Origin of the sequence: Puia sp. P3, from assembly GCF_050632245.1 — a bacterium.
In the GTDB taxonomy this organism is placed as follows: Bacteria; Bacteroidota; Bacteroidia; order Chitinophagales; family Chitinophagaceae; genus Puia.
Window position 1 is genome coordinate 5,989,207 of record NZ_CP192583.1, and the last position, 26,994, is coordinate 6,016,200.

At 54.9% G+C, this 26,994-nt stretch carries 39 protein-coding genes; 17 read left to right on the forward strand and 22 right to left on the reverse strand.

Going from position 1 to position 26,994, the window contains the following annotated elements; genetic code table 11:
- Positions 1-109 precede the first annotated feature (109 nt).
- Together ACQ86N_RS37780 and ACQ86N_RS37785 are read left to right on the forward strand one after the other, a co-directional pair.
- On the forward strand, positions 110-457 hold the full coding sequence (locus ACQ86N_RS37780) for a cbb3-type cytochrome c oxidase subunit I (RefSeq protein WP_431211532.1): 348 nt from the start codon (positions 110-112) through the stop codon (positions 455-457).
- On the forward strand, positions 399-2,216 hold the full coding sequence (locus ACQ86N_RS37785) for a cytochrome c oxidase subunit I (protein WP_431211533.1): 1,818 nt from the start codon (positions 399-401) through the stop codon (positions 2,214-2,216). The genes ACQ86N_RS37780 and ACQ86N_RS37785 overlap by 59 nt, the downstream gene beginning before the upstream one ends.
- Before the next feature lie 256 nt (positions 2,217-2,472).
- Here ACQ86N_RS37785 and ACQ86N_RS37790 read toward each other — a convergent pair whose 3' ends face one another.
- The 6 genes from ACQ86N_RS37790 to ACQ86N_RS37815 all read right to left on the reverse strand — a co-directional run bounded on the left by ACQ86N_RS37790 (position 2,473) and on the right by ACQ86N_RS37815 (position 6,076).
- Positions 2,473-3,054 (reverse strand): c-type cytochrome, encoded by a 582-nt coding sequence (locus tag ACQ86N_RS37790; RefSeq protein ID WP_431211534.1) that lies wholly within the window; start codon positions 3,052-3,054, stop codon positions 2,473-2,475.
- Between the two features lie 109 nt (positions 3,055-3,163).
- Positions 3,164-3,433 carry a DUF4242 domain-containing protein gene (locus tag ACQ86N_RS37795; RefSeq protein ID WP_431211535.1) on the reverse strand — a complete coding sequence of 90 codons (270 nt, stop codon included), beginning with the start codon at positions 3,431-3,433 and terminating at the stop codon, positions 3,164-3,166.
- Positions 3,434-3,617: 184 nt separating this feature from the next.
- Positions 3,618-4,604: a LuxR C-terminal-related transcriptional regulator gene (locus tag ACQ86N_RS37800; RefSeq protein WP_431211536.1), complete on the reverse strand. Its 987-nt coding sequence runs from the start codon at positions 4,602-4,604 to the stop codon at positions 3,618-3,620.
- Positions 4,498-5,127, reverse strand: coding sequence for a hypothetical protein (locus ACQ86N_RS37805; RefSeq protein ID WP_431211537.1), 630 nt, complete (start codon positions 5,125-5,127; stop codon positions 4,498-4,500). The genes ACQ86N_RS37800 and ACQ86N_RS37805 overlap by 107 nt, the downstream gene beginning before the upstream one ends.
- A gap of 23 nt (positions 5,128-5,150) precedes the next feature.
- Entirely contained in the window at positions 5,151-5,597 is a 447-nt protein-coding gene (locus tag ACQ86N_RS37810) for a hypothetical protein (protein ID WP_431211538.1), read from the reverse strand.
- Positions 5,570-6,076, reverse strand: a complete 507-nt coding sequence (locus tag ACQ86N_RS37815) for a hypothetical protein (protein WP_431211539.1) — start codon at positions 6,074-6,076, stop codon at positions 5,570-5,572. Before ACQ86N_RS37815 ends, ACQ86N_RS37810 begins: the two co-directional genes overlap by 28 nt.
- Before the next feature lie 301 nt (positions 6,077-6,377).
- Here ACQ86N_RS37815 and ACQ86N_RS37820 point away from each other — a divergent pair, with 301 nt between their 5' ends.
- Together ACQ86N_RS37820 and ACQ86N_RS37825 are read left to right on the forward strand one after the other, a co-directional pair.
- Positions 6,378-6,662 (forward strand): nickel-binding protein, encoded by a 285-nt coding sequence (locus ACQ86N_RS37820; protein ID WP_431211540.1) that lies wholly within the window; start codon positions 6,378-6,380, stop codon positions 6,660-6,662.
- Entirely contained in the window at positions 6,650-6,946 is a 297-nt protein-coding gene (locus ACQ86N_RS37825; protein WP_431217758.1) for a DUF4242 domain-containing protein, read from the forward strand. The genes ACQ86N_RS37820 and ACQ86N_RS37825 overlap by 13 nt, the downstream gene beginning before the upstream one ends.
- 23 nt (positions 6,947-6,969) lie before the next feature.
- Here the strand turns inward: ACQ86N_RS37825 and ACQ86N_RS37830 are convergent, their stop codons facing one another.
- The 5 genes from ACQ86N_RS37830 to ACQ86N_RS37850 are packed head-to-tail and all read right to left on the reverse strand — an operon-like array spanning position 6,970 to position 8,834.
- Entirely contained in the window at positions 6,970-7,443 is a 474-nt protein-coding gene (locus ACQ86N_RS37830) for a MarR family winged helix-turn-helix transcriptional regulator (protein WP_431211541.1), read from the reverse strand.
- Entirely contained in the window at positions 7,440-8,000 is a 561-nt protein-coding gene (locus tag ACQ86N_RS37835; protein ID WP_431211542.1) for a GNAT family N-acetyltransferase, read from the reverse strand. Before ACQ86N_RS37835 ends, ACQ86N_RS37830 begins: the two co-directional genes overlap by 4 nt.
- A 44-nt stretch (positions 8,001-8,044) precedes the next feature.
- Positions 8,045-8,308 (reverse strand): hypothetical protein, encoded by a 264-nt coding sequence (locus tag ACQ86N_RS37840; RefSeq protein WP_431217759.1) that lies wholly within the window; start codon positions 8,306-8,308, stop codon positions 8,045-8,047.
- A complete protein-coding gene (locus ACQ86N_RS37845) occupies positions 8,206-8,676 on the reverse strand; it encodes a hypothetical protein (RefSeq protein WP_431218037.1) in 471 nt (156 codons plus the stop codon). The genes ACQ86N_RS37840 and ACQ86N_RS37845 overlap by 103 nt, the downstream gene beginning before the upstream one ends.
- Positions 8,673-8,834, reverse strand: a complete 162-nt coding sequence (locus ACQ86N_RS37850; protein WP_431211543.1) for a hypothetical protein — start codon at positions 8,832-8,834, stop codon at positions 8,673-8,675. The genes ACQ86N_RS37845 and ACQ86N_RS37850 overlap by 4 nt, the downstream gene beginning before the upstream one ends.
- A 107-nt stretch (positions 8,835-8,941) precedes the next feature.
- Here ACQ86N_RS37850 and ACQ86N_RS37855 point away from each other — a divergent pair, with 107 nt between their 5' ends.
- The 5 genes from ACQ86N_RS37855 (at position 8,942) to ACQ86N_RS37875 (ending at position 14,167) form a co-directional block, all read left to right on the forward strand.
- Positions 8,942-9,214 carry a hypothetical protein gene (locus tag ACQ86N_RS37855; RefSeq protein ID WP_431211544.1) on the forward strand — a complete coding sequence of 91 codons (273 nt, stop codon included), beginning with the start codon at positions 8,942-8,944 and terminating at the stop codon, positions 9,212-9,214.
- Positions 9,215-9,284: 70 nt separating this feature from the next.
- Positions 9,285-10,496: a sensor histidine kinase gene (locus ACQ86N_RS37860; RefSeq protein ID WP_431211545.1), complete on the forward strand. Its 1,212-nt coding sequence runs from the start codon at positions 9,285-9,287 to the stop codon at positions 10,494-10,496.
- Positions 10,493-11,008 (forward strand): response regulator transcription factor, encoded by a 516-nt coding sequence (locus ACQ86N_RS37865; RefSeq protein ID WP_431211546.1) that lies wholly within the window; start codon positions 10,493-10,495, stop codon positions 11,006-11,008. Before ACQ86N_RS37860 ends, ACQ86N_RS37865 begins: the two co-directional genes overlap by 4 nt.
- Positions 10,939-11,202 carry a winged helix-turn-helix domain-containing protein gene (locus ACQ86N_RS37870; protein ID WP_431211547.1) on the forward strand — a complete coding sequence of 88 codons (264 nt, stop codon included), beginning with the start codon at positions 10,939-10,941 and terminating at the stop codon, positions 11,200-11,202. The genes ACQ86N_RS37865 and ACQ86N_RS37870 overlap by 70 nt, the downstream gene beginning before the upstream one ends.
- 322 nt (positions 11,203-11,524) lie before the next feature.
- Positions 11,525-14,167: an outer membrane beta-barrel protein gene (locus ACQ86N_RS37875; protein ID WP_431211548.1), complete on the forward strand. Its 2,643-nt coding sequence runs from the start codon at positions 11,525-11,527 to the stop codon at positions 14,165-14,167.
- Positions 14,168-14,242: 75 nt separating this feature from the next.
- On the opposite strand, the gene ACQ86N_RS37880 is transcribed toward ACQ86N_RS37875, so the two are convergent.
- Genes ACQ86N_RS37880 through ACQ86N_RS37900 form a run of 5 tightly spaced genes read right to left on the reverse strand, consistent with a single transcriptional unit; the run spans position 14,243 to position 16,564 of the window.
- The gene (locus ACQ86N_RS37880; RefSeq protein WP_431211549.1) at positions 14,243-14,620 is read right to left on the reverse strand and encodes an RDD family protein; all 378 of its coding nucleotides are present in this window, start codon (positions 14,618-14,620) and stop codon (positions 14,243-14,245) included.
- A 4-nt stretch (positions 14,621-14,624) separates the two neighbouring features.
- A complete protein-coding gene (locus tag ACQ86N_RS37885) occupies positions 14,625-15,032 on the reverse strand; it encodes a 3-keto-disaccharide hydrolase (protein ID WP_431217760.1) in 408 nt (135 codons plus the stop codon).
- Positions 14,932-15,138, reverse strand: a complete 207-nt coding sequence (locus ACQ86N_RS37890) for a family 16 glycoside hydrolase (RefSeq protein ID WP_431217761.1) — start codon at positions 15,136-15,138, stop codon at positions 14,932-14,934. The genes ACQ86N_RS37885 and ACQ86N_RS37890 overlap by 101 nt, the downstream gene beginning before the upstream one ends.
- Entirely contained in the window at positions 15,054-15,638 is a 585-nt protein-coding gene (locus ACQ86N_RS37895) for a hypothetical protein (RefSeq protein WP_431211550.1), read from the reverse strand. Before ACQ86N_RS37895 ends, ACQ86N_RS37890 begins: the two co-directional genes overlap by 85 nt.
- Complete coding sequence (locus tag ACQ86N_RS37900) at positions 15,635-16,564, reverse strand: serine hydrolase (protein WP_431211551.1); 930 nt, start codon at positions 16,562-16,564, stop codon at positions 15,635-15,637. The genes ACQ86N_RS37895 and ACQ86N_RS37900 overlap by 4 nt, the downstream gene beginning before the upstream one ends.
- A 95-nt stretch (positions 16,565-16,659) precedes the next feature.
- Between ACQ86N_RS37900 and ACQ86N_RS37905 the strand changes: the two genes are divergently transcribed.
- From ACQ86N_RS37905 to ACQ86N_RS37920, 4 genes are all read left to right on the forward strand, one after another.
- Positions 16,660-17,436, forward strand: a complete 777-nt coding sequence (locus ACQ86N_RS37905; protein WP_431211552.1) for a hypothetical protein — start codon at positions 16,660-16,662, stop codon at positions 17,434-17,436.
- A gap of 75 nt (positions 17,437-17,511) precedes the next feature.
- On the forward strand, positions 17,512-18,042 hold the full coding sequence (locus ACQ86N_RS37910; protein ID WP_431211553.1) for an RNA polymerase sigma factor: 531 nt from the start codon (positions 17,512-17,514) through the stop codon (positions 18,040-18,042).
- Positions 18,042-18,239: a hypothetical protein gene (locus ACQ86N_RS37915; RefSeq protein ID WP_431211554.1), complete on the forward strand. Its 198-nt coding sequence runs from the start codon at positions 18,042-18,044 to the stop codon at positions 18,237-18,239. The genes ACQ86N_RS37910 and ACQ86N_RS37915 overlap by 1 nt, the downstream gene beginning before the upstream one ends.
- Positions 18,240-18,785: 546 nt before the next feature.
- Positions 18,786-19,547 (forward strand): hypothetical protein, encoded by a 762-nt coding sequence (locus tag ACQ86N_RS37920; protein ID WP_431211555.1) that lies wholly within the window; start codon positions 18,786-18,788, stop codon positions 19,545-19,547.
- On the opposite strand, the gene ACQ86N_RS37925 is transcribed toward ACQ86N_RS37920, so the two are convergent.
- Positions 19,548-20,204, reverse strand: a complete 657-nt coding sequence (locus ACQ86N_RS37925; protein ID WP_431211556.1) for a hypothetical protein — start codon at positions 20,202-20,204, stop codon at positions 19,548-19,550. It abuts the gene before it with no gap.
- Between the two features lie 197 nt (positions 20,205-20,401).
- On the opposite strand from ACQ86N_RS37925, the gene ACQ86N_RS37930 reads away from it, so the two are divergent.
- From ACQ86N_RS37930 to ACQ86N_RS37945, 4 genes are all read left to right on the forward strand, one after another.
- Entirely contained in the window at positions 20,402-20,827 is a 426-nt protein-coding gene (locus ACQ86N_RS37930) for an SRPBCC family protein (RefSeq protein WP_431211557.1), read from the forward strand.
- Between the two features lie 138 nt (positions 20,828-20,965).
- A complete protein-coding gene (locus ACQ86N_RS37935; RefSeq protein WP_431211558.1) occupies positions 20,966-21,679 on the forward strand; it encodes a hypothetical protein in 714 nt (237 codons plus the stop codon).
- Complete coding sequence (locus tag ACQ86N_RS37940; protein ID WP_431211559.1) at positions 21,640-21,960, forward strand: hypothetical protein; 321 nt, start codon at positions 21,640-21,642, stop codon at positions 21,958-21,960. The genes ACQ86N_RS37935 and ACQ86N_RS37940 overlap by 40 nt, the downstream gene beginning before the upstream one ends.
- Positions 21,915-22,067, forward strand: coding sequence for a hypothetical protein (locus ACQ86N_RS37945; RefSeq protein WP_431211560.1), 153 nt, complete (start codon positions 21,915-21,917; stop codon positions 22,065-22,067). Before ACQ86N_RS37940 ends, ACQ86N_RS37945 begins: the two co-directional genes overlap by 46 nt.
- Before the next feature lie 36 nt (positions 22,068-22,103).
- On the opposite strand, the gene ACQ86N_RS37950 is transcribed toward ACQ86N_RS37945, so the two are convergent.
- From ACQ86N_RS37950 to ACQ86N_RS37970, 5 genes are all read right to left on the reverse strand, one after another.
- Entirely contained in the window at positions 22,104-22,895 is a 792-nt protein-coding gene (locus ACQ86N_RS37950) for a LytR/AlgR family response regulator transcription factor (RefSeq protein WP_431211561.1), read from the reverse strand.
- The gene (locus tag ACQ86N_RS37955; protein WP_431211562.1) at positions 22,873-23,619 is read right to left on the reverse strand and encodes a sensor histidine kinase; all 747 of its coding nucleotides are present in this window, start codon (positions 23,617-23,619) and stop codon (positions 22,873-22,875) included. Before ACQ86N_RS37955 ends, ACQ86N_RS37950 begins: the two co-directional genes overlap by 23 nt.
- The gene (locus tag ACQ86N_RS37960) at positions 23,616-24,029 is read right to left on the reverse strand and encodes a hypothetical protein (RefSeq protein WP_431211563.1); all 414 of its coding nucleotides are present in this window, start codon (positions 24,027-24,029) and stop codon (positions 23,616-23,618) included. The genes ACQ86N_RS37955 and ACQ86N_RS37960 overlap by 4 nt, the downstream gene beginning before the upstream one ends.
- 116 nt (positions 24,030-24,145) lie before the next feature.
- Entirely contained in the window at positions 24,146-25,390 is a 1,245-nt protein-coding gene (locus ACQ86N_RS37965; RefSeq protein WP_431217762.1) for an outer membrane beta-barrel family protein, read from the reverse strand.
- A complete protein-coding gene (locus ACQ86N_RS37970; protein WP_431211564.1) occupies positions 25,333-26,838 on the reverse strand; it encodes a carboxypeptidase regulatory-like domain-containing protein in 1,506 nt (501 codons plus the stop codon). Before ACQ86N_RS37970 ends, ACQ86N_RS37965 begins: the two co-directional genes overlap by 58 nt.
- Between the last annotated feature and the right edge of the window lie 156 nt (positions 26,839-26,994).

The window sequence follows — 26,994 nt, forward strand, 5'->3', positions numbered from 1 at the left end:
AATTAATGGGTTACCGGGAGGTGGGAACCTGGGACTGTTCGATTTTGAAACAGGAAGCGACCGGCAGCGCACAGCGGCAAGGCATAATAATTGAGTTAACCCTGACGGCATGGAAAAGGAATCCTTTCTTACGAAGTACGTTTTCAGCACCGATCACAAGATAATCGCGAAACAGTTTCTGATCACTGGAATATTGTGGGCTTTGGTTGGGGGTTTTTTCTCGGTCCTTATGCGGGTGCAGCTGGGCTTCCCCAACGCCTCGCACAGCGTCCTGAAAGAGTTGGCGGGTCATGTTTTTGTGAGCGGCAAGATCCAGCCGGAGACCTACTACCAGCTGATGACCATGCACGGGACGATCATGATCTTCTTCGTCCTCACGGCGGGGCTCAGCGGAACATTTGCCAATTTCCTCATACCGCTGCAGATCGGCGCGAGGGATATGGCCTCCCCTTTGTGAATATGCTTTCCTACTGGGCGTTCTTTGTGGCGAGTGTCCTGATGATCGCCTCCTTTTTGTACACGGCGGGCCATCGGGTGTCGGGTGGACCGCATATGCGCCGCTGAGCGCGCTGAAGGACGCGGACTCGGGATCCGGCGCGGGACTCGATCTCTGGATAAGTAGTCTGGCCTTCTTTATCGTCTCGACGCTGATGGGCGGGATCAACTATATTTCTACGATACTCAATATGCGTACGAAGGGGATGTCGATGACGCGCCTCCCTCTGAGCGTCTGGGGGCTGTTGTTCACCGCCATCATGGGGCTGCTTTCCTTCCCGGTGCTGCTGGCTGCATTTGTGATGCTGTTGCTGGACCGGAATGCGGGGACCAGCTTTTTCCTGTCGGATATCTTTATGACGTCGACCGCGCGCGCTCTTCCCTATGAAGGGGGAAGCGCCATCCTGTATCAGCACCTCTTCTGGTTCCTCGGGCACCCCGAGGTCTATATCGTCATCTTCCCGGCGTTCGGGATCGTCTCGGAAGTCATGAGCGTCAACTCACGAAAACCAATCTTCGGCTATACGGCCATGGTGTATTCGATGTTCGCCATCCTGAGCCTTTCCTTTATGGTGTGGGCCCATCATATGTTCGTGTCGGGGTTGAACCCTTTTCTGGGATCAGTGTTTGTGTTGTTTACGCTGCTGATCGCGGTGCCGTCGGCCATTAAGGTGTTCAACTGGCTGACGACGCTGTGGAGGGGCAATATCAGATTTACTCCCGCGATGTTGTTTGCGATTGGGTTTGTCAGCACGTTCATTTCGGGAGGACTGACGGGTATTTTTTTGGGAAATTCGACGCTGGACATCCAGCTGCATGATACCTATTTTGTGATTGCCCATTTCCATCTGGTAATGGGGGTATCAGCGGTGTTTGGCATGTTTGCCGGGGTGTATCACTGGTTCCCGAAAATGTTCGGCCGATTCATGGACCCGGTGGTGGGTTATATCCATTTCTGGGTGACGCTGTGCGCAGTCTATTTTATCTTCTGGCCGATGTATTATGAAGGGTTGGCGGGGATGCCGAGGCGCTATTTTGACTTTGGTGGATGGGTGTCGTTTAATCAGTGGGACAAGCTCAATGTGTTCATTTCCTCGATGGCGTTTTTGGGTTTTTTCGCGCAGCTGTTATTTGTCGCCAATTTTTTCCATTCGATCTTCAGGGGAGAACGGTTAAAAGAAAAGAATCCATGGCAGGCCAATACGCTGGAATGGACGACGCCGATAAGACCCGGACATGGCAACTGGCCAGGTGAGATACCCAGGTGTTCAGGGGTCCCTACGAATATTCAAAAGATGGAAGGGAATTCATCCCGCAGGATGAGCAGCCGGGTTCGGCTAGTAGTGACATTTCTGACATTCCGTCCCGCCGATATTCTCAACAGTGACGGAATCCATCCGGCCCGTGGCCATGCCGCGGGAAAATTTATTATATATGGAGTAGAACCGGTTGCCTTTGCCGGTGCTGTCGGGGAAATCGACCTTTGTGGTCCGGTGGCAGTTGATACACCAGCCCATGCTCAGTGGTGCGAACTGGCGGACCTCGTCCATCTCCTGAACGGGTCCGTGACAGGTCTGGCATTGGATCCTGCCGGCGTGAACGTGCTGGGCATGGCTGAAAAAGACGTGGTCGGGAAGATTGTGGATCCTTACCCATTCGATGGGATGTCCGGCCTTTGTGTATTTTCCTTTATCGGGGTCGTAGCCGGAGTAGCTATATAGCTTCTTAATCTCGTCGTTGGGGCTGACCCGGCTGCCGTCTTCGCGCTCCAGACGCTCGCCGTGGTAGTCGTTGATGGCCGCGTGGCAGTTCATGCAGATATTGGGAGAGGGGACGGTGGCCTGTTTGCTGTCCCAGGCGTTGCCGTGGCAAAACAGACAGCTGATCTGGTTGAGACCGGCGTGAACGCGGTGGGAAAAAAGATCGGCTGCTGCGGCTGATAGCCTTGTGATCTGCCCAGACCGATGCCCAGTTGTGTCACCCAATAGCCAAGGGCGCCAAACAGCAAAATGCCGGCCAAGCTAATATAGATCTTGTTCCGGTAGACGGGGATGGGAGGTGATGGAACGATCCCCGGCTTTCTTCGGCGAGTTTTTTCAGATTGCGGTTGTGCAGGTAGAGGCCAATTACAAAGAGGCCGAGTATACAGCTGACGATGCCGTATAGCAGTGTATGATCTTGTTCGGAAGGTGTGGGAAAGGCGGACGTGTTGGTCTTTGCTACCGGTTCCGCATAGTTGTCGACATAGGTAAGGATCGCGTCAATCTCCGCGTCGGTGAGGCCGGGGAAGGTGTTCATCGGCGCGCGGCCGTACTGATTATACAGGTTGTTGAAATAGGTGTTCCCCGAGGCCAGCACTTTTGTATTGTTATGGATCCAGTCGTGGAGGAGCCGGCGGTCGCTGACCCGGTCAGTGACCCCTTTCAGTGCGGGGCCGGTGATGACCTTCACCGGATTGTGGCACTGAGCGCAGTTGGTCTGAAATAAGTTTTTGCCGTCCTGGGAATGAGCCCGGATGGATGAGAAGAAAAGAAGGATGAACAGAGAAAGCCGCGCCATGTCGTGGCATTTTCAAAAAAAACCATGCCACGACACGGTGGGGAAAAAGACGGGCAAGCCCGCGGCGGCTGCCTTTGGGGTTTGCCTTTGGGACGACCCAGCGGGCGGCTTATAGCAGGTTGCTGGTCATGGGATCGATCACTGCTTTTACTTCGGAGACGGTGTTGATGGGGAAACCGCCCAGACGTGCGTGTTCCCGGATCAGCTCTTCGCTCTCGGCGATATGGATGCAGTAGATCTTGTCGTCGGTGACAAAGGACTGGATCCAGTGGTAGGGTTTGCCCAGTTGGCAGACGACTTCGCAGGAGGCCCTTGCGATCTCCTCGGAGCTCTTCCGGCGAGAGGTTTCCTGCGCCGGGGAGGATTCTTTCGATGACAAACTTCTTCATACGGTGAGTTTTTATTGATTAATCGGCCCATTCCGGGGCCTTTACCTATACAAAGTTGGGCTTTATCCCGATGGGTCTTATCGGGGGTGTTCCCTATTTAAGAGGGTACGGTTCCCTATATTAGGGAACATTTGGGTACGGGGGCGGTGGGGCCTGGGAGCCGCGATTTCCGGCCTATTTCAGGATCCCGAGGCGGAGGGCTTCCTGGACCGCCCTGGTGCGTGAATTGACGTCGAGTTTAAAGAGTACGGATGATATATGGTGGTCGACGGTCTTGGCGGAAATAAAGAGTCTCGCGCCGATCTCCTTGTTCTGCAGGCCTTCTTTCAGTAGTTCGAGCACCCCGAGTTCGCGTTCGGTAAGGAGGGCCGGGTTGCCAAGGGTCGTTTTGCGGAGGCCGCGGGGAATGCTTTTGATACCGGAGGTCCTCATATCCATCTTCATCTTTTCGCAGACGGCATTTGCCCCCAGCTGGCTGATGATCGTGAGCGCCTTCTTTTTGTCCTCTTCGTCGCTTTCGAAAAGGGCCAGCGCCTGTTCGTAGGGACAGCCGAGACGATCCCACAAAGCCGAGGCCCGGACCGCCCTGTCCGGTGTGTCCAGGCGATAGCCTTCACAGGCCTCGCGGAGGGGCACCGCCTGTTTGCGGGTCCGCAGCAGCCAGAAGTCGAATTCGCCGTTCTCGTGCATGCCGGGCGTCTGCCCGATGAGGCCGATGGCGTATTCGATCGCTGCTATTTCCAGCAGCACCCGGCCGGTAAGCCATTCGTATTCCAGCAGGGCTACCAGCGCCGGAAGGATCCGCTGCAGCTCCATAGCCTCGAAGGCCATCGTCTTCGCCTGCAGTAACAGCGGAAGGGCGTCCTCTCCTCCCCTTCTCATTTTTATGGTCCCGATCACCACTAGGGCGCCCATGCGCACGATGGGGGCCTGCTCGCTATTGTTGAGAAGCTCTTCTGAAATGGCACAGGCCTCGTTCCAGCGTCCCGTCTCGAGCATCATCCTGGCTTTCCCGGACAGCATATAGGTCCTCCAGGAATCCAGTTCCCTCTCCTCACAGTATTGAATGCCCTGCTTCAGGATCTCGTCGGCGAATGCGTAGTCTTTGATCTTTATGGCGCCGTTGCTGAGGCTGGTGTAGGCACTGGGCCGCCAGCTCATGATATCCGTGTTTGAGCGCCAGTTCGAGGCTTCGCTTGAGCAGCAGGATGCCTCTTTCCCTGTAGGCCGGTACGCGCATCTGTACGGCCCCTACGCTGTTGAGGGCGTGTGAAAGGATCTCGTCGTCGCCCAACTCGTTGGCGATGATGATGGCATTCTCGCCCCAGTGAATGCACTCGACGATATGGTCGGAGAGCATTTTTAGCTGAGACATATTGCTATACGCCATGGCTTTGGCCCGGGATGAGGGCCGGGCGCTGAGGACCTCAATGGCCTGGTGACCGTAGCCCTCGGCCTGTTTACGGTTGCCGTCGAACCACCATAGGCGGGACAGAAACCACATGGAATCGCCGATCTTTTCGACTTCGTGTTTTTCCTTCCAGATCGCGAGCGCCTTGCCCTGAAAGATAATGGCCTCCTTGATCCGGTTGGTCAGATAGCACTCGTAGGCATAGGACGTGTAGAGGCGGACGAGTGTGTCCCTGTCCTTTCCCTGATAGTATTCGATGGCGGTATAGAACAATTTGGAAGCCTCGACGTGTGCGCCTACTCCGGCTGCGGCAGCGGCGGCGAGGGGGCGTAGTGGACGACGAGATCGTACTCGTTGGCGTTCTTGGCGTGGTGGACGATGCGCTCGATCTCGCGGTGCTCCTCGAAACTGGCCCTAAACAGCTGGAGGATCTTTCTGTTGAGCGCGATCCGAACGAAGGGGGACAGCGAATTCTCGATCGTTCTCCGGTAGAGTTCGTGTTTAAAGTAGATGAGTCCGTCCCGTACGAAGAGGATCTTTGCTTCGAGGCAGTTCGCGAGCGCGGACGCGTACATGGGTTCTACCGTTTCAAGGTATTTGACCTCAAAACCGGTTGGGAGGACGGAAAGCAGGTCCCAAACCTGCTTGGTCTTTTCGTCGAGGCGGTGGTATACAGAAAGGATGGAGTCCTTTATGTTGTCGGGGACGCCCAGAGCTATAGCTGGCCAGGATCTCGTTGACATAAAAGGGGTTGCCGCCGGAGATGCTGTAGACATCCTCGCCGCTGTAGCCTTTCTCGCGGGCCGAGCTGCTCGACGGCCGGTCGGGACAGCGGGGCCGGTGCATGCGGGTAAAGGAGTCCGGAGGCAGCTGCCCCGAGGACGTTCCGGAGGGGATGGAGGGAATGGATCTCGTCGTCGCGATAGGTAAGGACGAAGAGACAGTGAAGACGGGTGATGCGCCGCGCCGGGAACTTGATAAAGTCCAGGGTGGCCTCGTCGGCCCAGTGGATGTCCTCGAATATGATGATGGAAGGGCCTTTTCCGCTGGCTATCTCGTGAAAGAAGCGGTTGAAAAGGGCGGCCCTGTCTCTGTTGCCATTGTCCCAGGCGTCGCCGTGGATCTGCCAGATGATGTCGTAGAGCGGAGCCAGCGGGCGGGGCGTGAACAGGGCGTCACAGGTGCCCTGGTAGACGCTGGCGGCAAGCCCTTTTCCCGGCAAAAGCTCTGATCAGGGACGTCTTGCCGATGCCGGACTCCCCGACTTAGTAGTATACAATGCCCTTCCCCATCTGCAACGTCTTTAAGTCTTGACTGCAGAGTGGCTAAGAAACCGGCTCTTTCGATCAATTCCATAGTGGTTATTTATAAAATGGGGGGACAGTGATGGTAAAATAGGGAATTATCCTTACACCCTATAGCTGAATTGAAGGTTCCTTTGTGATGGAAAATTCATTAATCAAAACAACAATTCAAAGCCACTCTACCATGAAAGTCTTTTTATCCACACAGCACTTGCAGCGATGAGCCTGCTTCCTATCCGAATATTGGCCCAGTCGGATAAGGACGAACATCTTTATTTAGACGTACATCACCTTGGTCCAGGTAAGGTCACAGCGGCGGCAGTCGCAGAGGCACACGCAAAGGATCTGGCTGTTCAAAGGAAATACGGGGTGCATTTTCTCAAGTATTGGGTTGACGAAGCCGGGGGGACGTCTATTGCCTTTCTTCTTCTGCTGACACCCAATCTATCCGAAAGACCCATGGAGAAGCACATGGTCTGCTCCCGGATCAGATATATCCGGTAACCGAAGGTAAGGAGTCGTCTCTTAACGGAGAAAAGAATTTCTACCTCGACGTTCACGATTTTGGGACACAAAAGGTTACGCCACAGGATGTTGCCGCTGCTCACCAGAAGGATCTGGCCGTAGAGGGAAAGTATGGTGTGAACTTTATCAATTACTGGGTGAATGGGGGAATGGTGGTGTGTTTGTCTCAGGCGCCGGACTCTTCGGCGGTGATCAACACGCACAGGGAGGCGCATGGGCTGATCCCGCAGCACATCATGCAGGTAAAACCAGGAGAGAAATAGAACGGCCCTGGGCCGGCAAACCTTTATTTTTTATGCGAACGCGCACGTTCAAAAAAACTCATTTCGCCCAGCCGGGTCTCGACCTCAATGATGGCCTTCATAAGATTGTTTCGCGTGTCGGTAATCTCCTCGATGGCCTTAGTCATGATCTGCCAGACAGGCTGCATCTGCTGAACCAGCTGCTTACCCTTGTCGGAAAGCCTAAGGATCCGCTTGCGCTCATCCAGCCTATCCTTGCGGCTCAGGACCAGTCGGTTCTTTTCCAACTCCTTCAGCAGGCTGATGGTGGAAGGATGAGCATAGCCGATCTCCGCCGCCAGCTCGACCACGCTAAGCCCAGGTCTGTGGTGCAGGGTGTAGATGACTGGGAACCATTTGGGTTCGAAGTCGATACCGTTGTCCCTGTAGATGAGGGCGCCGTCCTTGCGGAGTTGGTCGCTCAGCCGTTGGAGGCGCGTGGAAATGGCCAGCAGCCCCAGATCATCGATGACGTTCATATTTCGAGATGTAAATGATAGAACAGATTGTCGGTCTTCATGCGCGGGAAGTATGACGGCAGGGCGTCTATCCCGATTGCCCGGAAGCCGTTGCGTTCGTAGAAGCGGTGGGCCGCTTTCATCTGGTCGACGGTGCCGAGATAGATGTCGTGGATGCCGTGGTTGCGGCAGTGGGTGATCAGCGTGTCGAGGAGGCGTTGGGCGATCGAGAGTTGTTTCCCGCGGAATTCTTTTCGGACGAACATTTTGCGGATGACTCCGGCGTTGTGGCCGACGGACATGAGAGCAATGCTGCCGAGGATAAGATCGGGGTTGGTCGGGTTTAGGTTGGTCGGGTTTGGGTTGGTCGGGTTTGGCCCGAACGGCCCCTGCGCGGTCAGCGCGCCCCAGAACCCTCCGCCGGGGCGGATGTAGCAGCCTTCGATATCGAGCAGGTCGGGTTGCGCTTCGATGGTGATCGGAACCCCGAACTCTATCTGTTGTATGGGCAGGATGAGGTCGATAATCCGTTGACAATAAGAGTTGTCGAGCGCCCTGATCAAAACCGGTTCTTCCATTCAATATAATTTATGTACAAATCTACGTAGTTGACTACATATATTCAAAAAAAAGACCCGTTTGGGGTCAGTTTATCCGCCGCACTATCCGGCGTCCCTGTGCGTCGGCGGGGCCGAGGACCTTGTCCAGCAGCTTTCTCGTAGTCGGCGCGGCTGATCGGCTTTCCTGCCGGCGCACGGAGGTCTTTGTCCCGGACGGCCGGGTCTACCCGAATCGCGCTGAAAACGATGCCTCCGCTGTCGGCGTCGAGGCGGAGGATGGCTCCCGGCAGCCCGCCGAATTTTTCCGGTCCGACGGAGGCGGGGATATCGCTGCAGTACCAGGCGACCAGCTTGCTTCCGCGCATACTTGTGGCCGTTGCTTTTTGCAGGAATGCCCGAGCACGCTGGCTGTCTCCTCCGACAATTTCCAGGACAGGCCCCCAACCGTATCGGAGACGAGGTATTTCTTGTCTTCGAGCGTCGACTCTTCCAGAAGCCTGCCGCTGGCGTGGTTCTCGTAGAGCACGCCGTCGTCGCCAGGTCCCCCAAAGCGCATGACGATGCGGTTGCCGCCGCCGGAAGGCTCGAAGGGGTCCGGTGCCTCGTCCTTCGGAGCGGCCCTGTAGACAGAAATACTGTCGTTGAACGACAGGTCATATGCCGCGGTCTGAAACTGCGGGATGGTCGCCCTCATTTGCGGGTCCGGCAGGTGGCGGTGTACGTCGACTTTTCTCTCGTAGTGGATGGTACCCTGGTGGATTTGCGGGGGTGCTGTGCGTTGACTTGCGGGGGCTGCTGTGCATGCAGCGTTGCGGTGGTGCCTATGGCGCAAAGGAGGAGCAGAGCTTTCATGTTTCTTGTTTTTCCAAATCTATAGCCGCCTTCCGTTAATCAACCCTGCTATAACGTTAATTAAGGTTAATCCTCTTTTTCGGCCGGTATCTTGCCTATCTTTACTGATGATGAAGATCGGATCCATTATACCGGACTCGCGCAGGCTGCGGACTTCCGCCGCCCTAATGATGCTCGCGATCATCGGAATGACCGTCTTCCAGGTGTACTGGTTCCGGAAACTCTACAACGAAGAATGGGCGGAGTTGAAAAAGGAGACGGAGGTCACGTTCAGGGACGTGATCTATAAACTGCAGTTCCAGCGTTTCCAGGACGACACCGTTGCCCACCGGAGTGAGATCCGGAATAATTTTTCTATTCGACGCTGTGGACAGTGTTAGAACCAGTATTCGAATGTCGGGGGCAACCGGAAGGTTTATCGAAGAGGATCGCGGGCACCCGAGACAGGTCATGGTTGCATTGTCCGCGGGGGGCCAGCCGGACGGACCCGACAGTGAGGATCGCGGAGCCCGGGATGGCCGGGCGGGCGATCGCGACACGCAGGTGAAAAGGATGATCACGATGAGAGACATCGTTCCTCCGCCGGATCCCGATGTTGCAGCACAGTTGGTCATAAGGTATATATCCCCGACGGACACCGGCAGAAAGGCCCTTACGATCGGCCAGATCGATTCGGCTTATAAAACGGAGCTGCTCAAAAGCAGGATCGACGTCCCCTATGTCATGCAGCGGGTGCAGGGCAGCCCGCAGGAGCTCGAACGACCGATACCTTCCGATCAGCTGAAGACGAGCTGCCTCTTTCTGGGGCTATCGAATGTCTATGCATACCAGGCCAGTTTCGGCAATCCTTTTGGTTATATCCTGAACCGGCTGCGGCTGCCACTGGGCATGGGCGTCCTTCTCCTGGCCTTCACTACGGCCTCTTTTGTCTTCCTCTACCGCAACCTCAAACAGCAGCAGCAGCTGGCCGTTATAAAGAACGACTTCATCAGCAATATGACCCACGAACTGAAAACGCCCATTTCGACGGTCAAGGTGGCGGTAGAAGCCCTGCGCCATTTCGATGCGCTGAATGACCCGCAGAAGACGAGGGAATACCTCGATATCTCTGCACTGGAGCTTCAGCGGCTGTCGATGCTGGTCGACAAAGTTCTGAAGCTGTCCTCGTATGAGAACAGGGAGATCCAGCTGAATACTACGGAGGTGGACCTCCACGAGCTGGCGGCGGAGACTATCGCCAGCATGCGGCTGCAGCTGGAAAAGACTGGCGCGTTCGTGCAGCTGACCACCAGCGGCGAACGATGGACCGTAAAAGCGGACAGGACGCATATGGGCAGCGTATTCTCCAATCTGCTGGACAACGCCGTCAAATACAGTAAAGAAATTCCGTCGGTCACGATCCATCTCTCGGAAAATGTGAGCCCCTCGCCTACCGTGGACGTGGTTGTGACCGACAACGGTATCGGCATACCCGCCGCCTATGTCTCCCGGATCTTCGACAAATTCTTCCGCGTTCCCTCGGGCGACCACCACGATATCAAGGGCTATGGGCTGGGCCTTAGTTATGTTCATCATATTGTAACCAGACATAACGGCTCGGTCTCGGTGGAAAGCAAAGAAGGAAAGGGAACCCGTTTCACCATACAACTACCCCTCGCATGAGCAGGATAAAAGTACTATATGCGGAAGACGAGATCTTTCTGGGCAAGATCGTAAAAGAGACCCTCGAGAGCCGGGGTTTCGAGGTAATGATGGTGACTAACGGATCATCGGTAATGGGCGCGTTCACCAGCGGCGCACCGGATGTGTGCGTGCTTGACGTGATGCTGCCCGGCCGCAACGGCTACGAGCTGGCAACGGATATCCGTGCCACCAATGACGATATTCCCATCATCTTCCTCACGGCGAAGACGCAGACGGGAGACCTGGTCCGGGGCTTCCGAACAGGAGGGAATGACTATATCCGCAAGCCTTTCAGCATGGAAGAGCTGATCGTCCGGATCGAGAATGCGCTCCGCGTCAGACGGGGGCTGCGGCGCCTGGTCCTGTATCGGAAGCTATCGCTATCGGCGGTTATGTTTTCTCGACGCACCGCCAGGTGCTGGTGTATACCCACGCATCCCTCGCGGGAGAAGAGGAACGCAAACTATCCTACCGGGAGAGTGAGCTCCTGAAGCAACTTTGGATCGGAAGAAACCATATTATCCCGCGCGAAGACATCCTGCAGGCCATATGGGGCAACGACTCTTTCCTGAATAGCCGGAACCTCGACGTGTACATTACCAAGCTTCGGAATTACCTAAAGCACGATCCAAGGATAGAGATACTGACTATAAAGGGTGTCGGGTACAGATTTGTCCTGCCGTAGATGGTTGTGATGCGGTATATTTTTGGTGTGCTGAAGATTTTAACCTCGCTTAACTTTTCTGCCAGATTGCTTAACCCGGTGTCAGCGCGCGGGCCGATAACTTCGGCGAAACTGATCTTATGCTCCGAAACCTGCTGTCCTTAGCCTTCTGTCTGTATACATTCACGACCTACGCCCAAACGATGACGATCAGGGGAAGGGTCTTCGATTCATCGGCCAATAAAGCGCTGGCGTATGCTACGGTATCGCTGGTGAACGCGCGGGATACTACGCTCGTTAGTTTTGTAGTCGCCGACTCTGGCGGGAATTTCCAGTTAAAAAAGTGGCCGCGGGCGACTATTTGCTTTCGGCCTCGTATGCGGGTTATCTTCCGGTGTGGCGGCCGCTGCTGCATCTTTCCGGAGCGGGAGTACACGAAACGGGCGGGATCTGCCTGTCCCAGACCCGCAGCCTGGAGGGTGTCCAGGTCACGGCGAGACGTCCTCCGGTGGAGATCAACAACGACACGCTCGAATTCAACTCCGAGAATTTCAAAACGCAGCCCAACGCCGTTGTCGAAGAGATGCTGAAGAAGATGCCGGGTGTCACGGTGGAAAGCGACGGAACGGTGAAGGTCAACGGGCAGACAGTACGTCGGGTGCTCATTAATGGAAAAGAGTTCTTTACGGGTGATGTAAAAATGGCGACCAGGAATCTCAATGCCGACGCTGTTGACAAAGTACAGGTCTTCGACCGGAAGAGTGATCAGGCGGCGTTTACCGGTGTGGATGACGGCAACAGTGAAAAGACGATCAATCTGCAGTTGAAGAAGGATAGAAATTTTGCCACGTTTGGGAAGGTGACGGCAGGCGGGGGATCGGGTGGAGGGTCAGGGTCAGCCGGGGGTGGCGGCCGGTATGATGGGCAGGCCAATATCAATAAATTCAAAGGAGATGAACAGCTGTCGCTGCTTGGAATGGCCAATAATACCAACCGGCAGGGTTTCTCGATGATGGACGTCCTGAACTTTACCGGCGAGCTGTCGCGGGGAATGCGCAACGGCGGCGGCGGGATAAGGATCCAGACGGGCGAAGCCGGCGGCAACAACGGGCTTCCGGTGACCGGACTCGGCCAGAACCAGCAGGGCATCGCAAGGACTTTTGCGGGAGGGGTCAACTACAACAATTCCTGGAATAAGGGCAAATCGTCGCTGAACTCCAACTATACGGTCAGCAATATACGCCTGACGACCGACAAGACTTCGCTCTCCCAGTATCTGGCGCCGGGAAATAGTTACACGACCCAGGACAGCTCGGCTACTGTTGACGAGGCTACCCAACACCGGCTGGCTGCCATCCTCGACCAGCAGCGCGGACAGCAGCACGTCCTTCCGGCTGTCGCCGGCGCTGACCTGGCAAAATGCAGGAAAAAAGTCTCGGACCGCTACAGCAGCCTGACCGAGGGCGTGCAGTTGCTAAATGACGGTTTCAGCGACAACGGTACGAACCCTTCCGCGTTCGAGATGTCGACGGGGCTGTTGCTTCGGCGAAGGCTGGCGAAGAAAGGCAGGACGGTTTCCGGCGATTTCAGTGTCGCCTATAATCATAGCAGGCAGGACGGCAGTCAGTTGTCGGGCAACCATTACTATACCGGCGGCCCGGGCGCCGACTCGGCCATCAACCAACTGACGGACCGGAATGCAACTACCAAAAGCCTGGGCGGTAATATCACGTATACCGAACCGCTGGGCCGGCGATCGCTGCTCGCGCTGAGCGGCTTCCTCAACGTCAATCAGGGCAGCAGCAATAAACATGCATTTGATTTCAACCCCAGCTCGGGCAAACACGACCGGCAGGATTCGCTGCTGAGCAACGATTTTGGAAGTGACTACCGCTATTCCGGCGGGGGCGTCAGTTTTCGCAGTAACCAGAAAAAACTGAATATCACGGTCGGAGCCAGTTGGCAGTCGGCGTCACTGAACGCCACCAACCATTCCGGCGGATCGGATGTCCGACAGTCCTTTACAGATGTCCTGCCCAACGCCATCCTCCAGTACAATTTCTCGCAGACGCGAAATCTCCGGATGGACTATTCCACCTACACCACACAGCCATCCGTCGCCCAGCTGCAGCCGGCACCGGATATCAGCAATCCTCTCAATATTACTACGGGAAACCCTGCTTTGAGACGGAGTTACACTCATAGCCTTTCGCTCAATTATTTTTCGGCCAGCCCTTCGCGGGGTAAACACTTGCTGTTCTTCGTCAATGCGACGGACGCCCTCAGCGCTATCGTACAAAGCGATTCGGTCAGCGCGATGGGAACTCGCACCAGTCGGCCCGACAACGCCAACGGCACGGGCAATCTCCTGTCGAATCTGGAGTATGGCTTCCCTATCCGCCCGCTCCACGCCCGCCTCGAGATCGGAACCTTTTTTGTCTATAGCCGAAATATCGCTTTCGTCAACGGCGAAGCGAACAGGATCGGTTCGACTACGCTGCGCCCCAATTTTTCATTCAACTATGATATCAACGAAAAATTCGATCTCGAGCTGGCGGCGTCGGTAGCCTTCTATTCGGCCAGCTATTCGCTGCAGCCCGCGCTGAATACCCACTACCTCCGCCATAACTACGGGGCCACGACAACCAACTATCTCCCGCTGGGTTTAACGCTTCACAATGAGTTCAGCTATATCCTCAATACCGGACGGTCCGACGGATACAATACCCGGATCCCGCTGTGGAATGTCTCGCTGGCCAAATCCTTTCTCAGAAACGACCGTGCCGAGGTAAAATTCGGGGTAATGGATCTGCTCGACAAAAATAATGGGATCACCCGCAGTGTGAATCAGGGAAATATTATCGACGAAAGGTACAATGTACTGCACCGGTATTTTTTGATGAGCCTAACCTACAGCCTGAATAAGGCGGGTTTGAAGACGAAGGGAGGGCCAAATATCAGAATAAAGAATTTTAATGGGGACTAGTTTATTTATATACAACCCTTGTACCCGCAACAAGATCGCCAATCCTCTTTCTTTTCAAATTGGCGGCGGCAACGATCAAACCGACCAAAAAAGACAGTCGACAATGTCAAAAAGATGCCGGATAATTGAAAACCCAATACTGGGAGCGTTCGAACGCTCGTGGATCACCTGTATTCTTAAAACTCGTTTTCCGAGTGTTTGCCCGGTCGACCCCTCAAGTACCGGGATCAGCAGCAACCAGACCACCATCGATAAAACTGCAGGAAGGCCCGTCAGGCTGAAACCATAGCTGAAATACGAATAATGAGCCTGACCTGCAGCAAGGCCAATGACAAAATCTATTCCCCACAGGATTAGGGTATCCACAATCGCCGCCCCTATCCGACTGCCAATACTTGCCGTTTTTGGCTCCAATAATACGTCCGTAAGTATATCTTCCTGGAAATCGGTCATACAGTTATTTGCCAGGTGTCAGAGTGATATTACGATATTCGATGGGACCGTGATCGCCCTGGAGGTAGATCGGGCCCGGCTCGCCTTCCCTGCTGTCGAGGGCGCCGCCGGTGATGCCGGGGATCTCCTGGTTGCAGATGACCGTCGTTCCGTTGAATACGATCGTAACCAGCCTTCCGACTAGTGTGATATCGTACGACTGCCACTCGCCGGCCTTTTTCACCATCTGTTCGGTGGGAGAAAGAAAGCCGTAGACGGCGCTGATCTGATTGTTATACGGCTCGGTCCCGTCGTTGTCCTCGATCTGGACTTCATAGCGGCCCCTCAGATAGACACCACTTGTTGCTCTCTTTGGGGTAGCGGAATTCGATGTGTAATTTGAAGTCGGAATACTTTCCGTCTGTGATAATATTGGAACCAGACGCTGGGCTTTTCAGGATGCCGGCGACGGCCTGCCACTGATTGGTCGCGCCCGACGCGTGCCAGCCTTTGAGGTCTTTGCCGTTGAACAGCGCGATGGGCTTGCCCCATACCGGCGCCGTGCTCCGGTGCAAAGTGGGCGCCCGGTGCGCCGACCGAGGACCGAGGACTTGCCGTCCGGGTTGGTGAGCGTCCCCTTCAGACTATCGCCCTGGAAGGTACCGTCGACGACAAGGTCATTGTCGCTACGCTCCCACTGTGGAGGAATGGAGAAATGCAGCTTGCCGTCCTTATATTCAATTTTTGAGATGGGGCGCGCACTGCCGCCGCCACCGACAAAACGGCCGACCAGCGTGCGAACCCCCGAACGGATGATCTCCAGCCAGGAAGGAACTTCGCGGTCATTCTGGTGTACGACGAGGTCCCAGCGGCCTTCAATGGTCGAATCGACGGGATAGTCCCCTGTGCGGGCAGGGGAATATTCAGTGGCGCGGGGAAAGGAATAGTCCCCCGCGCGGGCAACGGAATAGTCTGTGGCGCGGGCGACGGAAATACAAAACAACAACGGGAGGGCAAGCATGCCGATGGCCTTTTTCATAGTTGTGAATGTACGTAATTTATTCGATGACAGGTGCAGGTTTCCAGTTGTAGTGCGGCTCGTAGTACTCCCAAAGCAGCGCGGATATTTTTCGCGCCAGATCGCCAGGCCTCATTGTCGGATACCCATCGCTGATCCTTATTATTTTTCGTCGCTATATAGAACACGTAGTCGCCGTGAGGCGCGTTCACGAGCACGGCCTCCGACCTCGAATCGTCTACCATCCCCTGTTTGGACGCCGCCTGTACAAAGGGCGGAAGCGCCGAAAGCGCGTATTCATTCCAGAAGACCTGGGTCATGATCCGGTACATTGTCTGGCTTGCCGCCGGACTGACGGCTTCGCCATTACGGATAAGGGTGACCAGCCGGGCCATCTCCCTCGGCGTCGTTTGTCCCCAGCCGTATAGCTGTCTGTTTGAATCCCGCCCCGGCGTCCGGTTGTTGAGCCGGGTATCCCTGAAGCTATGGGCGTCGAGCCAGGCGTTGATGGCCAGGCCGCCGCCGGCCATCTTTTCACACCAGACGGCGGAGGAATTATCGCTGTGCGTGATCATCAGTACGATGGCGGTCTGGAGATCGGTAGCCGAGCTGTCCTTAAAGAACTGGAACAACCCCGACCCTTTCTTCGCCAGGGAATCGCGGTATACCAGCGGCTGGTGGTATTTGTATACCCCCTGATTGATCTTGTCGAAGATGCCGACCATGATCGGGACCTTGATGATACTCGCGGTGGGAAAAATGGTATCGGCATTGATCGCGACCTCTTTGTTGGTCCTGAGGTTGCGGACATAAATGCCGGCGACTCCGTGGAAGGAATCTATCAGCGGACGCAGCTGCGCTTCGAGGCGTTTGTCGGTGCGGTACTGCGGCATTGCGGAATGGGCAGTGAAGATAAGAGCCAGAATAAGAATTGATAGTCGGTACATAAGACAGTTATAAAGAATAAAAATAAATATTTTTCCCATACCCAACCTAATCGGTGCGCAAGGACGTAAAGTATTCAACTTAAAAAAATTTGCGTATGAAACAATTACTGCCGGCCCTACTCCTCGCGGGCGGGCTGATATTTTGGATGGCTTGCAACAAGTCAACCAGCAGTCAGACTCCACCCAATGCAAGCTCTTTGACACTCACTCTTTCCGACCAGTCCGTTAAGAAAGGACAGCCCCTGATGGTGTCTTTGCCGCAGGGCGTCAGCTCTTCGGGCGTAAAATGGTCGGTGAGCCCGGATTCCGGCGCGCGGCTGACTGCCTCGGCAGGAAGCGCCTCCGTGCTCTTCTTCAAAGCGGGCCGCTACAAGATATCGGCGAATTATGCGAGCGGCTCCGATAGTGCCAGAAGGGATAGCTGTTATGGGACGGTTGTTGTGGCGGATACAGTCTATGTCCCCCCGATGTCTCCTTCCTTTGATACGACGGCTGTTGACAGGGATACGCTGACGCTGACGCCGATGTCCGATACCAGCGACCTGATCCTTGTTGCGCAGTCTTCCCGGCGGTATGGCTGTCTCCCCTACTACATTTATTCCATATCGGCGGGTGTTAACACCGGGATATCCATGCAGTTTCCCTGGGTCGTGAGCAATCATATCAATGGCTGCGGCGACGCGGGACCGGCGGTCTCTGCCCTCTTCCTGCAGAACAGTATAAAAGACTGGCCTAATGGAACTTATCCTTTTTCGGCGAACTATAGCGGGGCGACTTATTCGGGATCGCTGACAATTACCGGTTCAGACTATACCTTTACCTGGAACTACACGACCGGAGTGATCATCTCCCCTCTGCACATAAAAAGATAGACCTGTAATCGATCAATCCTATTCAGACCCCGGGGCTGCGGTCCCGGGACTTATGTTTTTTAACAGGGACAAGATTTGGAAGATCTCCAGGAAATAATAAGAGGCTGTATCGGGAATGACAGGAAGAGTCAGGAAAAATTGTATAGGGAATTCTATGTCCCGCTGTTTTGCATGTGCAGGCGATATTTTCAAAATGACCACGAGGCGGTTGAATCTGTCAACGACGGGATGTTAAAGGTGTTTCAGCATATCGGGACGTATCAGGACGAAAAGGGGAAATTCTTCAACTGGGTGTATACGATAGTGCGCAACACCGCTCTGGACAAGTTCAGGGCTTCCGCGGCTGCTTTTCGCGCCGGGCCGGGTGATATCGCGGAGACGGACACGGGCACCAACCCCCTGATAGCACTGGAAGGAAAGGACCTCTACCGGCTGCTCGACCGGCTGAGTCCGGCCACGAGGGTCATCTGCGGATTGTTCTATCTGGAGGGGTATAGCGTCAACGATATAGCGGACCAGTTGTCCATCAGCGGTGGAACGGTGAAATGGCATCTGAGCGAGAGCCGAAAGAAACTAAGATCGATTTTAGAACGACATTTTTCGTAATGACCATGGATCAGGAAAAACAACCACATATCTATCATTCGGCTGAAGAAAGCCCGATCCCGGTGCCTCCGGTGGAGGAGGGTTGGTCGATGATGAAGCGGCAGCTTGACGTACAGCAGCCGGTGAATGGCCGGTGGGGTGCCCGGTTGGCGGGGCGGCTTGCCCGGCGGGCCCGGGGGGTGCCGGGAGGGGGTTAGGGCCCGGGAGGCCGGCTGTTTGGCTTGGGGTTGCGGCGGTTGCCGTGACGGGATTTTTGTGATGTGGCCGGGGCAGGGGTCGCGTTCGCGGGGTGGAGTCGTTGTTGTGGGTACGAGGGGGGATTCCGGGCGGGGGGAGACCGGGTTCTCGGGGGCACGGAAAAAGAACGGAGGTGGGTTGGGGGACGCGAGTCGGGACGGGGTGCCCGGGGGAAGGGGCCAGAGTGAGGTTGGGTTGCCCGAGGGAGGGGATAAGGACGAGGGCCTCGCCGGTGGTAAGACATCTGGCGGACGCGTGATTGAAAACGGCCTCGCGCCGGTTGGCGGTGAAGGGACGGGTTCGGGAGAGCGATCTTCCGTCGGGGGGAGGTATCGCGTGACAAGGGGAAAGCAGGGAGTGAGGGGACAACCCGGGAGAGCATCGTTCTCCGGGGAGGTGGAATGGTCCGTGATCGGACTATCCCGGTCAGGAAGGGAAATAGATACAGGAGCAGCGAAGGACCGGCGCTCGCTAAAACGGCTCCCCCGTCCCCTAAACTTATCTCTGTGGCGGACTCGCTCCTGAGGAGGATTCGTTCCGGGGATAAGAATAAAGCGGCTGCGACGGGTAAAAAGGCCATCGCCAATAAGAGACCGGCAGGACCCGGCTTTGAAGCCGGACTATCGCTGAGCCAGTCCATTCCTATCGGACAACAGAAACTGTCATCCTATAACCTTCTTTCAGACTATATCCCCTCGCCCTATCTCCGGTTTCGTTTTGGGGACCGGTGGTATCTGCAGACCGCCCCGCGCGTGAACAGCGCCCAGTATACCCGACCGCAGGTGATCGACAGCAGCGGGGGCGACACCACCCATATTGCCGGCTATCCCCAATATCTGGAGTATAGTAAGATCACGCTGAAAAAACTGTATTATACCGATTTCCCGCTGACCATCAATTACCGCGTCTTCAAAGGGCTCTGGCTTGGCGCCGGCATTCAATACTCGCGCCTGTGGCAGGCAGCGGGAGAGGACCGCATTACGCTGCGCCCCAGCAACGGACGGGGAAGCGATACACTGATCAGCTCGAAAACCATCGGACTGAAGACAAATGATTCCGTCTACAACCGCCTGTCCGGATCCGACTGGCGACTGCTGCTGGAAGCGAACTATACATGGAGGCGGTTTACGTTGGGACTTCAGTACCAGCGGGGGCTAAAAACGATTTTGCCGGTAAATGGCGCTGGCGTGAATGGAGCAGATAAAAATTCGTCCTTTAGTTTGCACGTTTATTATGAGCTCTGGAATCAAAGAAGAAAGAGTAACTGATTATCGCCTGCGGGCCGCCGCCCACTGGCGGATGGAAAAGATATGCAGCGAATAGGCGAGGGGCACCAGCAGCCCCGGCAGGTATATCAGGGGAAAATGAGCCAGTATTCCGGCGTCGGGCTGGCCCGGAAATTTACGCAGGGGAGTAGGCATCGAAAGAAAAGCGATGGTCACCACATTCACCAGCATCAGCAGCCCGAATATATTGTAGACAAGCACCGTCCAGGAAGGCAGTGACTTTCTGACAAAAACAAAATATCCCACCGGTATCGCCAGCAGCCCGACGAGGACGTCAAAATTTCTGCCTTCAAAACTCAGTTGCACCGGCAACACCCCATTGCGCACCAGCGCCCACAGACCGAGCTCCACCAGAATGCGGAAGGACTGCAGGTAGACCATCCACTGCGGCCGGACGTGACAGATCAGGTATTTCCCCGTTGTTGACCGGGCAAACCACAGTACTATTGGCAGGGGGACCAGCGGCGCGAAAGCCATTCGGGGTGGCAATTTGGAGAAGTCGGCGAAGAAGCCGGTCGCAGACAAAATTCCAAGTAATAGCAGCCATACGGCCAGCAGAAAATAGAGCCCGCGAAAGCCGGGCTTCCGGCCGGAAAGTTCCGGCGCCCCGGAGATAGCGGTAAAACCTGAACTGGACATAGTAGTAATATAAGACCACAAAGTTCCGCATCCGGTGCGGTTTATCAGATAACCAAAATTGCTATTTTCAGGACATATGATCGACTGGCGGAATCGGCCCCCTGATTGCCGCTTTCGCACAGCGTGAATACCGTAGAAGCAGAGTATGTTTGTATTGTCAATCGATCATCAATCATTCACACCTTAAAGAGAAAAAAATGACAACGACAACTGCAACAAAGATCACCGTTGAAACCACCGTTAATGCTCCGGTCGAAAAGGTCTGGAAGTTCTGGTCTGCCCCCGAACATATCATCCAGTGGAACTCTCCTTCGCCGGAATGGCACACACCCCGCGCCGAAAACGACCTGCGCCCCGGAGGCCAATTCATGGCAAGAATGGAAGCGAAAGACGGCAGTTTTGGATTTGATTTCGGTGGGGTATACGACACCGTAAAAGAGAACGAACTGATCGAGTATACGATCGGCGACGGACGGAAGGTATCAGTAAAATTCGAAGGCAAAGGAAATGAAACGCACGTGACCGAAACCTTTGAGGCAGAAAGCATAAACCCAATCGAAATGCAGAGGGGCGGGTGGCAGGCGATCCTCGACAGCTTTAAGAAACACGCCGAATCCAACTAACGGATATCGGGCAGCGGTTGCGCCCGCCGAAAGGCAACAGTGCCTAACCGAAGGGAAATTAGGGGTTTTTACGGTTGGCGCAACCGCGGAAGAGCGGTAACTTAGGCCTGCTATGTTATCATCCATTACCAATTCCCCTTGCTGGAGACGATAATTTGTCTGGTTCTCGTCTTCGCACTGCTGAGTCTGCTGGTCGGAACGCTCACGGAAATGATCAATAACTGGAAGAACGAGCGTGGCCGGATGCTGTTCGAAGGCATCGTTAAGATGTTTGCCAACGGGGCGGACATCAATTTCGGAGAGATGTTGTACAAACATCCGATGGTAGCCGCGATCTTCAAGACGCCTGACCGTCCCCCAATGTATATCAGCAATTTCATGTTCAGCCAGGCGCTGATCGACACGATCGTCAACCACGGCAGGAAATTTATCAAAGACGAGGATGTCTTCAAACTTTTCCAGGCAGGTGTCAACAACATGAAGGGAGACAGCGACCTCAAGCTGCTGTTGGTCAACATGATCGAAAAGAGCATCTCTTACAGCGGAGGCTATCCCGGGAAAGTGCTGACCATGCTCGACCAGCAGATACAACAAGTGGTACAAAGACCAGACGGACCGGATGACCGGATGGTTCAAAGACCTCATGCGGCGCAGGGTCCTCTTCATCTCTATCATCGTAACGCTGGTGCTCAACGTGAACAGCATCCACCTCTTCAAATCGATATATACAAGCCCAACTCTTCGCAGTCAGCTGGACGCCGATCGCGGAACAGATCGCGGACAACTATGCGAAAGCAAAACAGGATACGACGATGTCGGCGCTACAGCAGACCTATAAAGCTGTGGCCATGAGCCACCTGCAGAAAGGTAATGCGGACTCGGCATTTGGCGTTTTGAATAAGGCGGTTACGACGCTGGACAGCCTGCAGCGGCACCATGACTCGGTTGGCGTAAACGATCTCCAGCAGATATCCGACCAGCTGGGCGAACTGGCCGCTCTGCATATCCCCATCGGCTGGCACAGGGGCGTACCGCCAATGAGCATCGACACGGGTGCCACCGATAGCGTAAGGGCGGCAAACGGGAAATGGAAAAAAGCCCGGACAAGGGAGTTCAGCTGTTCTGGTACGTGATCGGTCTGGCCATAACGGCTTTCTCCATCAGCGCGGGCGCGCCGTTCTGGTTCGATATGCTGCTCAAGCTGGTGAATGTGAGGCGGACCGGGAATAAGCCGGAATAGAGCCGCGGCTGCGTGGACGCCTGCCCCAGACGGCGGCTATTTACTCCACAGATTATTATTTACGACACGGTCGATCACGTGCTCGCGGTAGTTGCGGCTAACGGGGATACGATGGGCGCCGATGCGGATCTCGTTGCCGTCGATGGAGTCGATCCGGGCGATGGGAACGATATACGACTTGTGTACACGGATGAAGGCGCGGTTGTCGAGGTTTTGCTCGATATTCTTCAGGTATAGCAGGGTAAGGTATTTTCCCCTGGATGTGTGGATGGCAACGTAGTTCTGCAGGGCCTCGATATATAGAATATCGGAGAATTGGATCTTCTCGAATTTATTGCTGCATTTGATGAAAACGAAGTCCTCGCCCCGTTGGAGGGAGCCCGATTGAGGGGTTGCTGGCTGGAGGGAGCCCTGCTCGCCCGCCGCCGGCCCATTGGCCGGGACCGTCGCCTCTGCTGTCGGCCGCGCTGTGAGGAGATGATAGTCCCTGGCGCGGGACACCGCCTTGAAAAAACGGTCAAATGTTATTGGTTTCAGCAAATAGTCCAGCACGTTCAGCTGAAAGCCGTCCAGCGCATATTCTGAAAAGGCGGTGGTGATGATGACCATCGGTGGGTTTTGCAGGATCCGCAAAAAGTCGATGCCGTTGATCTTCGGCATCTGGATATCCATAAAGACCAGGTCAATTTTTTGGGTGTCCAGCAGCAGCCCCAGCTCGACGGGGTTGATGCAAACGCCCGCCAACTGTAAAAAACCGATCTCTTTGACATAGTCGGCCAGCCCTTCCCGGGCCAGCGGTTCGTCGTCAACTATAACACAATTGAGCATAATTATTGTTGATTGTTTGCTCCGACAGCCGCAGGTGAAGCCGCACCTCGAAGCTGGAATGGTTATCCTCGATGTCCAGCCGGTACTGGCCGGGATATAAAAGATCGAGACGCCGGCGGACATTTCCGAGACCAATCCCGCCGGGGATGGGGGACCCGTGATCGAGGGAGTTGGATGACCCGCGACTGCCGGGATCCCCGGCAATGTCCGGACGCCGGTCCGCGGGGCAGCTATTGCTGACCGAAAACCGCAGTTCCTGCAATTCGGCCTCCAGCCGAATATTGATCCAGTTGGGCCGGTCCGTGTCGTTGGATACGTGTTTAAAGGCGTTCTCCACGAAGGTCATCAGTACAAAAGGGGCAATACCAAGGTTCCCCGAAGAGCAAAGCCGCAGGTCCGATTGCACGACGACACTCTCGTTCTGGCGCAGCCGCTGCAGCTGGATAAAATTCTCCAGGTAGGCAATCTCTTTATCCAGCGGGATCTGCATATCGTTGCACTCGTACAGCTGGTGGCGCAGCAGCTCGGAGAACTTCGCCAGAGATGCGGAGGCTTTGTCGGGATTTTTATGAATAAGAAAGAAAATGGAATTGATCGTATTGAAGAGAAAATGGGGGTTGAACTGGTATTTGAGGAATTTCAGTTCGGATTCCAGGCGCTCTTTTTCCAGCAATTGTTGCCTCCGCCTCGCCTGGATCCAGTTGTTGGTCAGCTTGATGCTCATGCCCAGCGTTGTACTCGCGAGTGTGGCGGGGAACGTGTTTCCGAAAAAAGATGGACGACGACCGGCGGCCCCACCTGGTAGACTTGCTGAACGCTGCTGCGCATCGCCGCGGCTGTCAGGTAATAGCCGGGTATGATCAGTGCCGCCGTCACCACGATACTCCCGGTCAGCCAGACAATATAGGGTACGATGCGGTTCCTGTCGAGGTAGCGGGGCATCAGGACGTACAAGTTCAAGCAGACGCAAGCCGTGCTCGCCACCACATAGAAGATATATTTGAAGAATAGCGGCGAGTCAAAAATGACGGAGGCCGTTTTAAAAGGATTCCCCAGCGCGATAGCCCACCAGCAGTAGTGATATACCGCCCAGAACAGCAGGTGGTGCAGCTTGTATCGGAAAAAGAAGTTCACTATGAAATATACGCAAAATCCCGGGCAAGCCCGGGATCTGCTATGTGAAAGTATCGGAATAATTGACGAAAGGCAGGGGAAATTCGGTGGCTGTAGGAGTCGTGGCGCGGCCAGAACTACTGCATGCTCGAACCGGCGTCGCCCATGCCCTGCGAGTTCATGTCCTTACGCTTGAAAATGTTGAGGTCCATTTTTCCGAATCGATAGGTGAATACCGCCCTGAACAACTGGGGATCCTTGAGACGGTCATACTCCTGCGCAAAGTATTGGCTTGAGCTGTACTGCTTGGACCAGCGGGTGCGGAACACGTCGCTCATGCTGAGGGTGATGGACGCGGCATTGTTCTTCAGGAAGCTCTTCTTGACGGCGATGTCTACGCCACCGAAAGGCTTGATATAGCCCTGAGCAGCGCTCTGCAGGGTTTGTCCGGGAGGGCCGAACTGCTGCGGCTGCTGGTTGGCAGGAATATTCGTCTTGGACTGATAGATGGCTGTCAGCTGAATGGTGATATTTTCCGGCAGCTTGAAGTTGCTGTTGAATTTTCCAAACCAGCTCCACAGCGCGTCCTGAGAAGGCTGTTTCAGATTCTCAGTGTTGATGTGAGAATTATAGACGTTGATGTTCAGTGAAATGTCCCACCAGCGTGTCAATACATTGGTAGAAGTAATTTCACCCCCAACAGTATACGCGTTATTAGCATTCTCATACGTATTGATCAGGATCGGCTTGCCGACGGGGCCGATGGCGCTGTCCTGGTAACGCGTGATCAGATTGGACGTATACTTGTAGTAACCCGACACCAGCAGCGTATTGCTGTGAGGGAATGTTTTCATATACGACAACTCGAAAGAGTTGGTAAACTCCGGTACGAGGTTGGGGTTACCACGGGTAATATTCAGCGTATCCGAGTAGTCCGTAAAGGGTACCAGCTGGAAGAACCCGGGGCGGTTGATCTTGCGTGTCGCACTAACCTGCAGCTCCTGGTTGCCCTTGAATTTTTCGCTCAGGAATACCGAGGGGAAGAGGCTTGTCGGATAGGAATTGTGGAAGTGCTCGTTGAAGTTGCGCAAATCACCCGAATACCGTGAATTCTCACCCCTGAGCCCCAGGGCATAACTGAAATTGCCAAAACCGCTGGTCAGGTTCACATAGGCCGCATACACGTCATTTGTGCTGCTGTAATCGCTGATACCCAGCGGGCTGGGGATCTCGTTCCCCTTGGAATCCAGCGGGAATGTAGAGTTGTAGTTGTCCAGCTTTTGGATGGAGGCCCGGAGACCGGCTTCGAGCTTGGTCTTTGGCGTCAGCGGATTGGTATAGTCCGTCTGGAAGGTCCAGAAGGCCGGCTTCGCACTGCCGATCGTTTTTGCAGACCCGTTCCGCCTGGAATGGTGTGCGCCGCGTCCTTGAAATAATTCGTCGTATACAGGGAACTCGCGTCGCCTTTAACGCCGAAATAAGAACCGTCGGCAGTAATTTGATGCCCGTCCTTCGCGAACGAGTGCTTCATGCCGAATTGTGCTCCGTTGACGTCGAAGGTCCTGTCAGAAAGACTGTTGCGTATGGAGTAGTTCGTCGCGTTATAGTTCTGCCCGACACTGTCTGTCCGGATATCGGAAACGTCGGTCGGCTTGAAATTACCGTGTACCTTAATGTACGAAAGTGAAAATGTTGTCTTGTTGGTAACAAACCAGTCCAGCCCAATTTGCCCGAACATAAAATGTCCTTTGTTCCGCTGGAGGTCGTCCTGCACCAGGTGTGTGGTCGTGTCGGACAGAAAGGTCGACCGGTCAGTGTTACCGATGGTCCGGTTGTTCATCGCGTTGTACATCCCGTTGGCGGTGAAGTTGACCTTGCCGCTGCGGAGGTTGAACCCGGCGAGCACATTGGGCTGACCATGGGAGTCGATCCCAGCGTTGATATTGCCGTTGTAGCCCTGCTTCCTGTTCTTCTTCAGAATGATATTCAGGATACCCGATCCACCGCCCGAGGCGTCATATTTTGCGGATGGGTTGGTCATCACTTCCACGCTCTCGATAGCGTCGGCAGGGATCTGATCAAGCGACAGGGTTGTCGGGCGACCGTCCACGAAGATGGTCGGGCTTGCGCCGCGAAGGCTTACGTTTCCGTCGATGTCGACGTTGACGGAGGGCACGTTGCGCATGACGTCTACGGCCGTACCGCCAGTGCTGACGATGTTCTTGTCGACGTTGAACACTTTTTTATCCAGCTCGAGCTTCATCGCAGGCGCGCTGGCTTTTACGACGACGGAACCGAGTTCCTTGATGTCGCTGGCCAACTTGACGGCGCCAAGGTCCTTTTCAAAGGAAGGCAGGTTGCCCATCGGGTTGTTGTTGTTCTTGTCGCCGGGTTTTGCGGCTGCCTGCTGTGGAACGATCATGACATTCACGTCCTGGGTCTTATAGCCCGTTGCAGAGATACGCGCTACCATCGGCGTGACGATCGGAAGGTCTTCAAAGTCGAATTCGCCGTTCGCCTTTGTCTCCGTACCCTTCATCAGGATCAGTTTCCTTTTCTTGGTAGCGGGGTCCGTGGTTGCCTTTAATAATATAACAGAGGCCTGTGCCATCGGCTGGCCGGTTGAGTCTGTGACCTTTCCAAAAGCGCGGCCGATCGTGGGAGCAGCCTGCGGAGCGCCAGCCTTAGCGCCGGCAGCGCCCTGTGCACCCTGTTGCGGCGCACCTTGTGCGGGAGCCTGACCACCAGCGGGCTTCTGGCCTGCAGGAGGTTGGGCAATTGCCGCAGTTGTTAGGATAAGAGAGAAGATTAAAGCAGATAGTGTTTTCATCACTTGTAAAATTTGAAGACAAAACTAATTTGATCAATTCAGTCCGTCTATACCAATGCTGCAAACGGAGCAAAAAACGCGGTAAACGGCGCAAAACTGTCGGCAAAAAAATGCTCGCAAAGTTCCTATTAATTGGTTGATCAAACAGGAATTTTG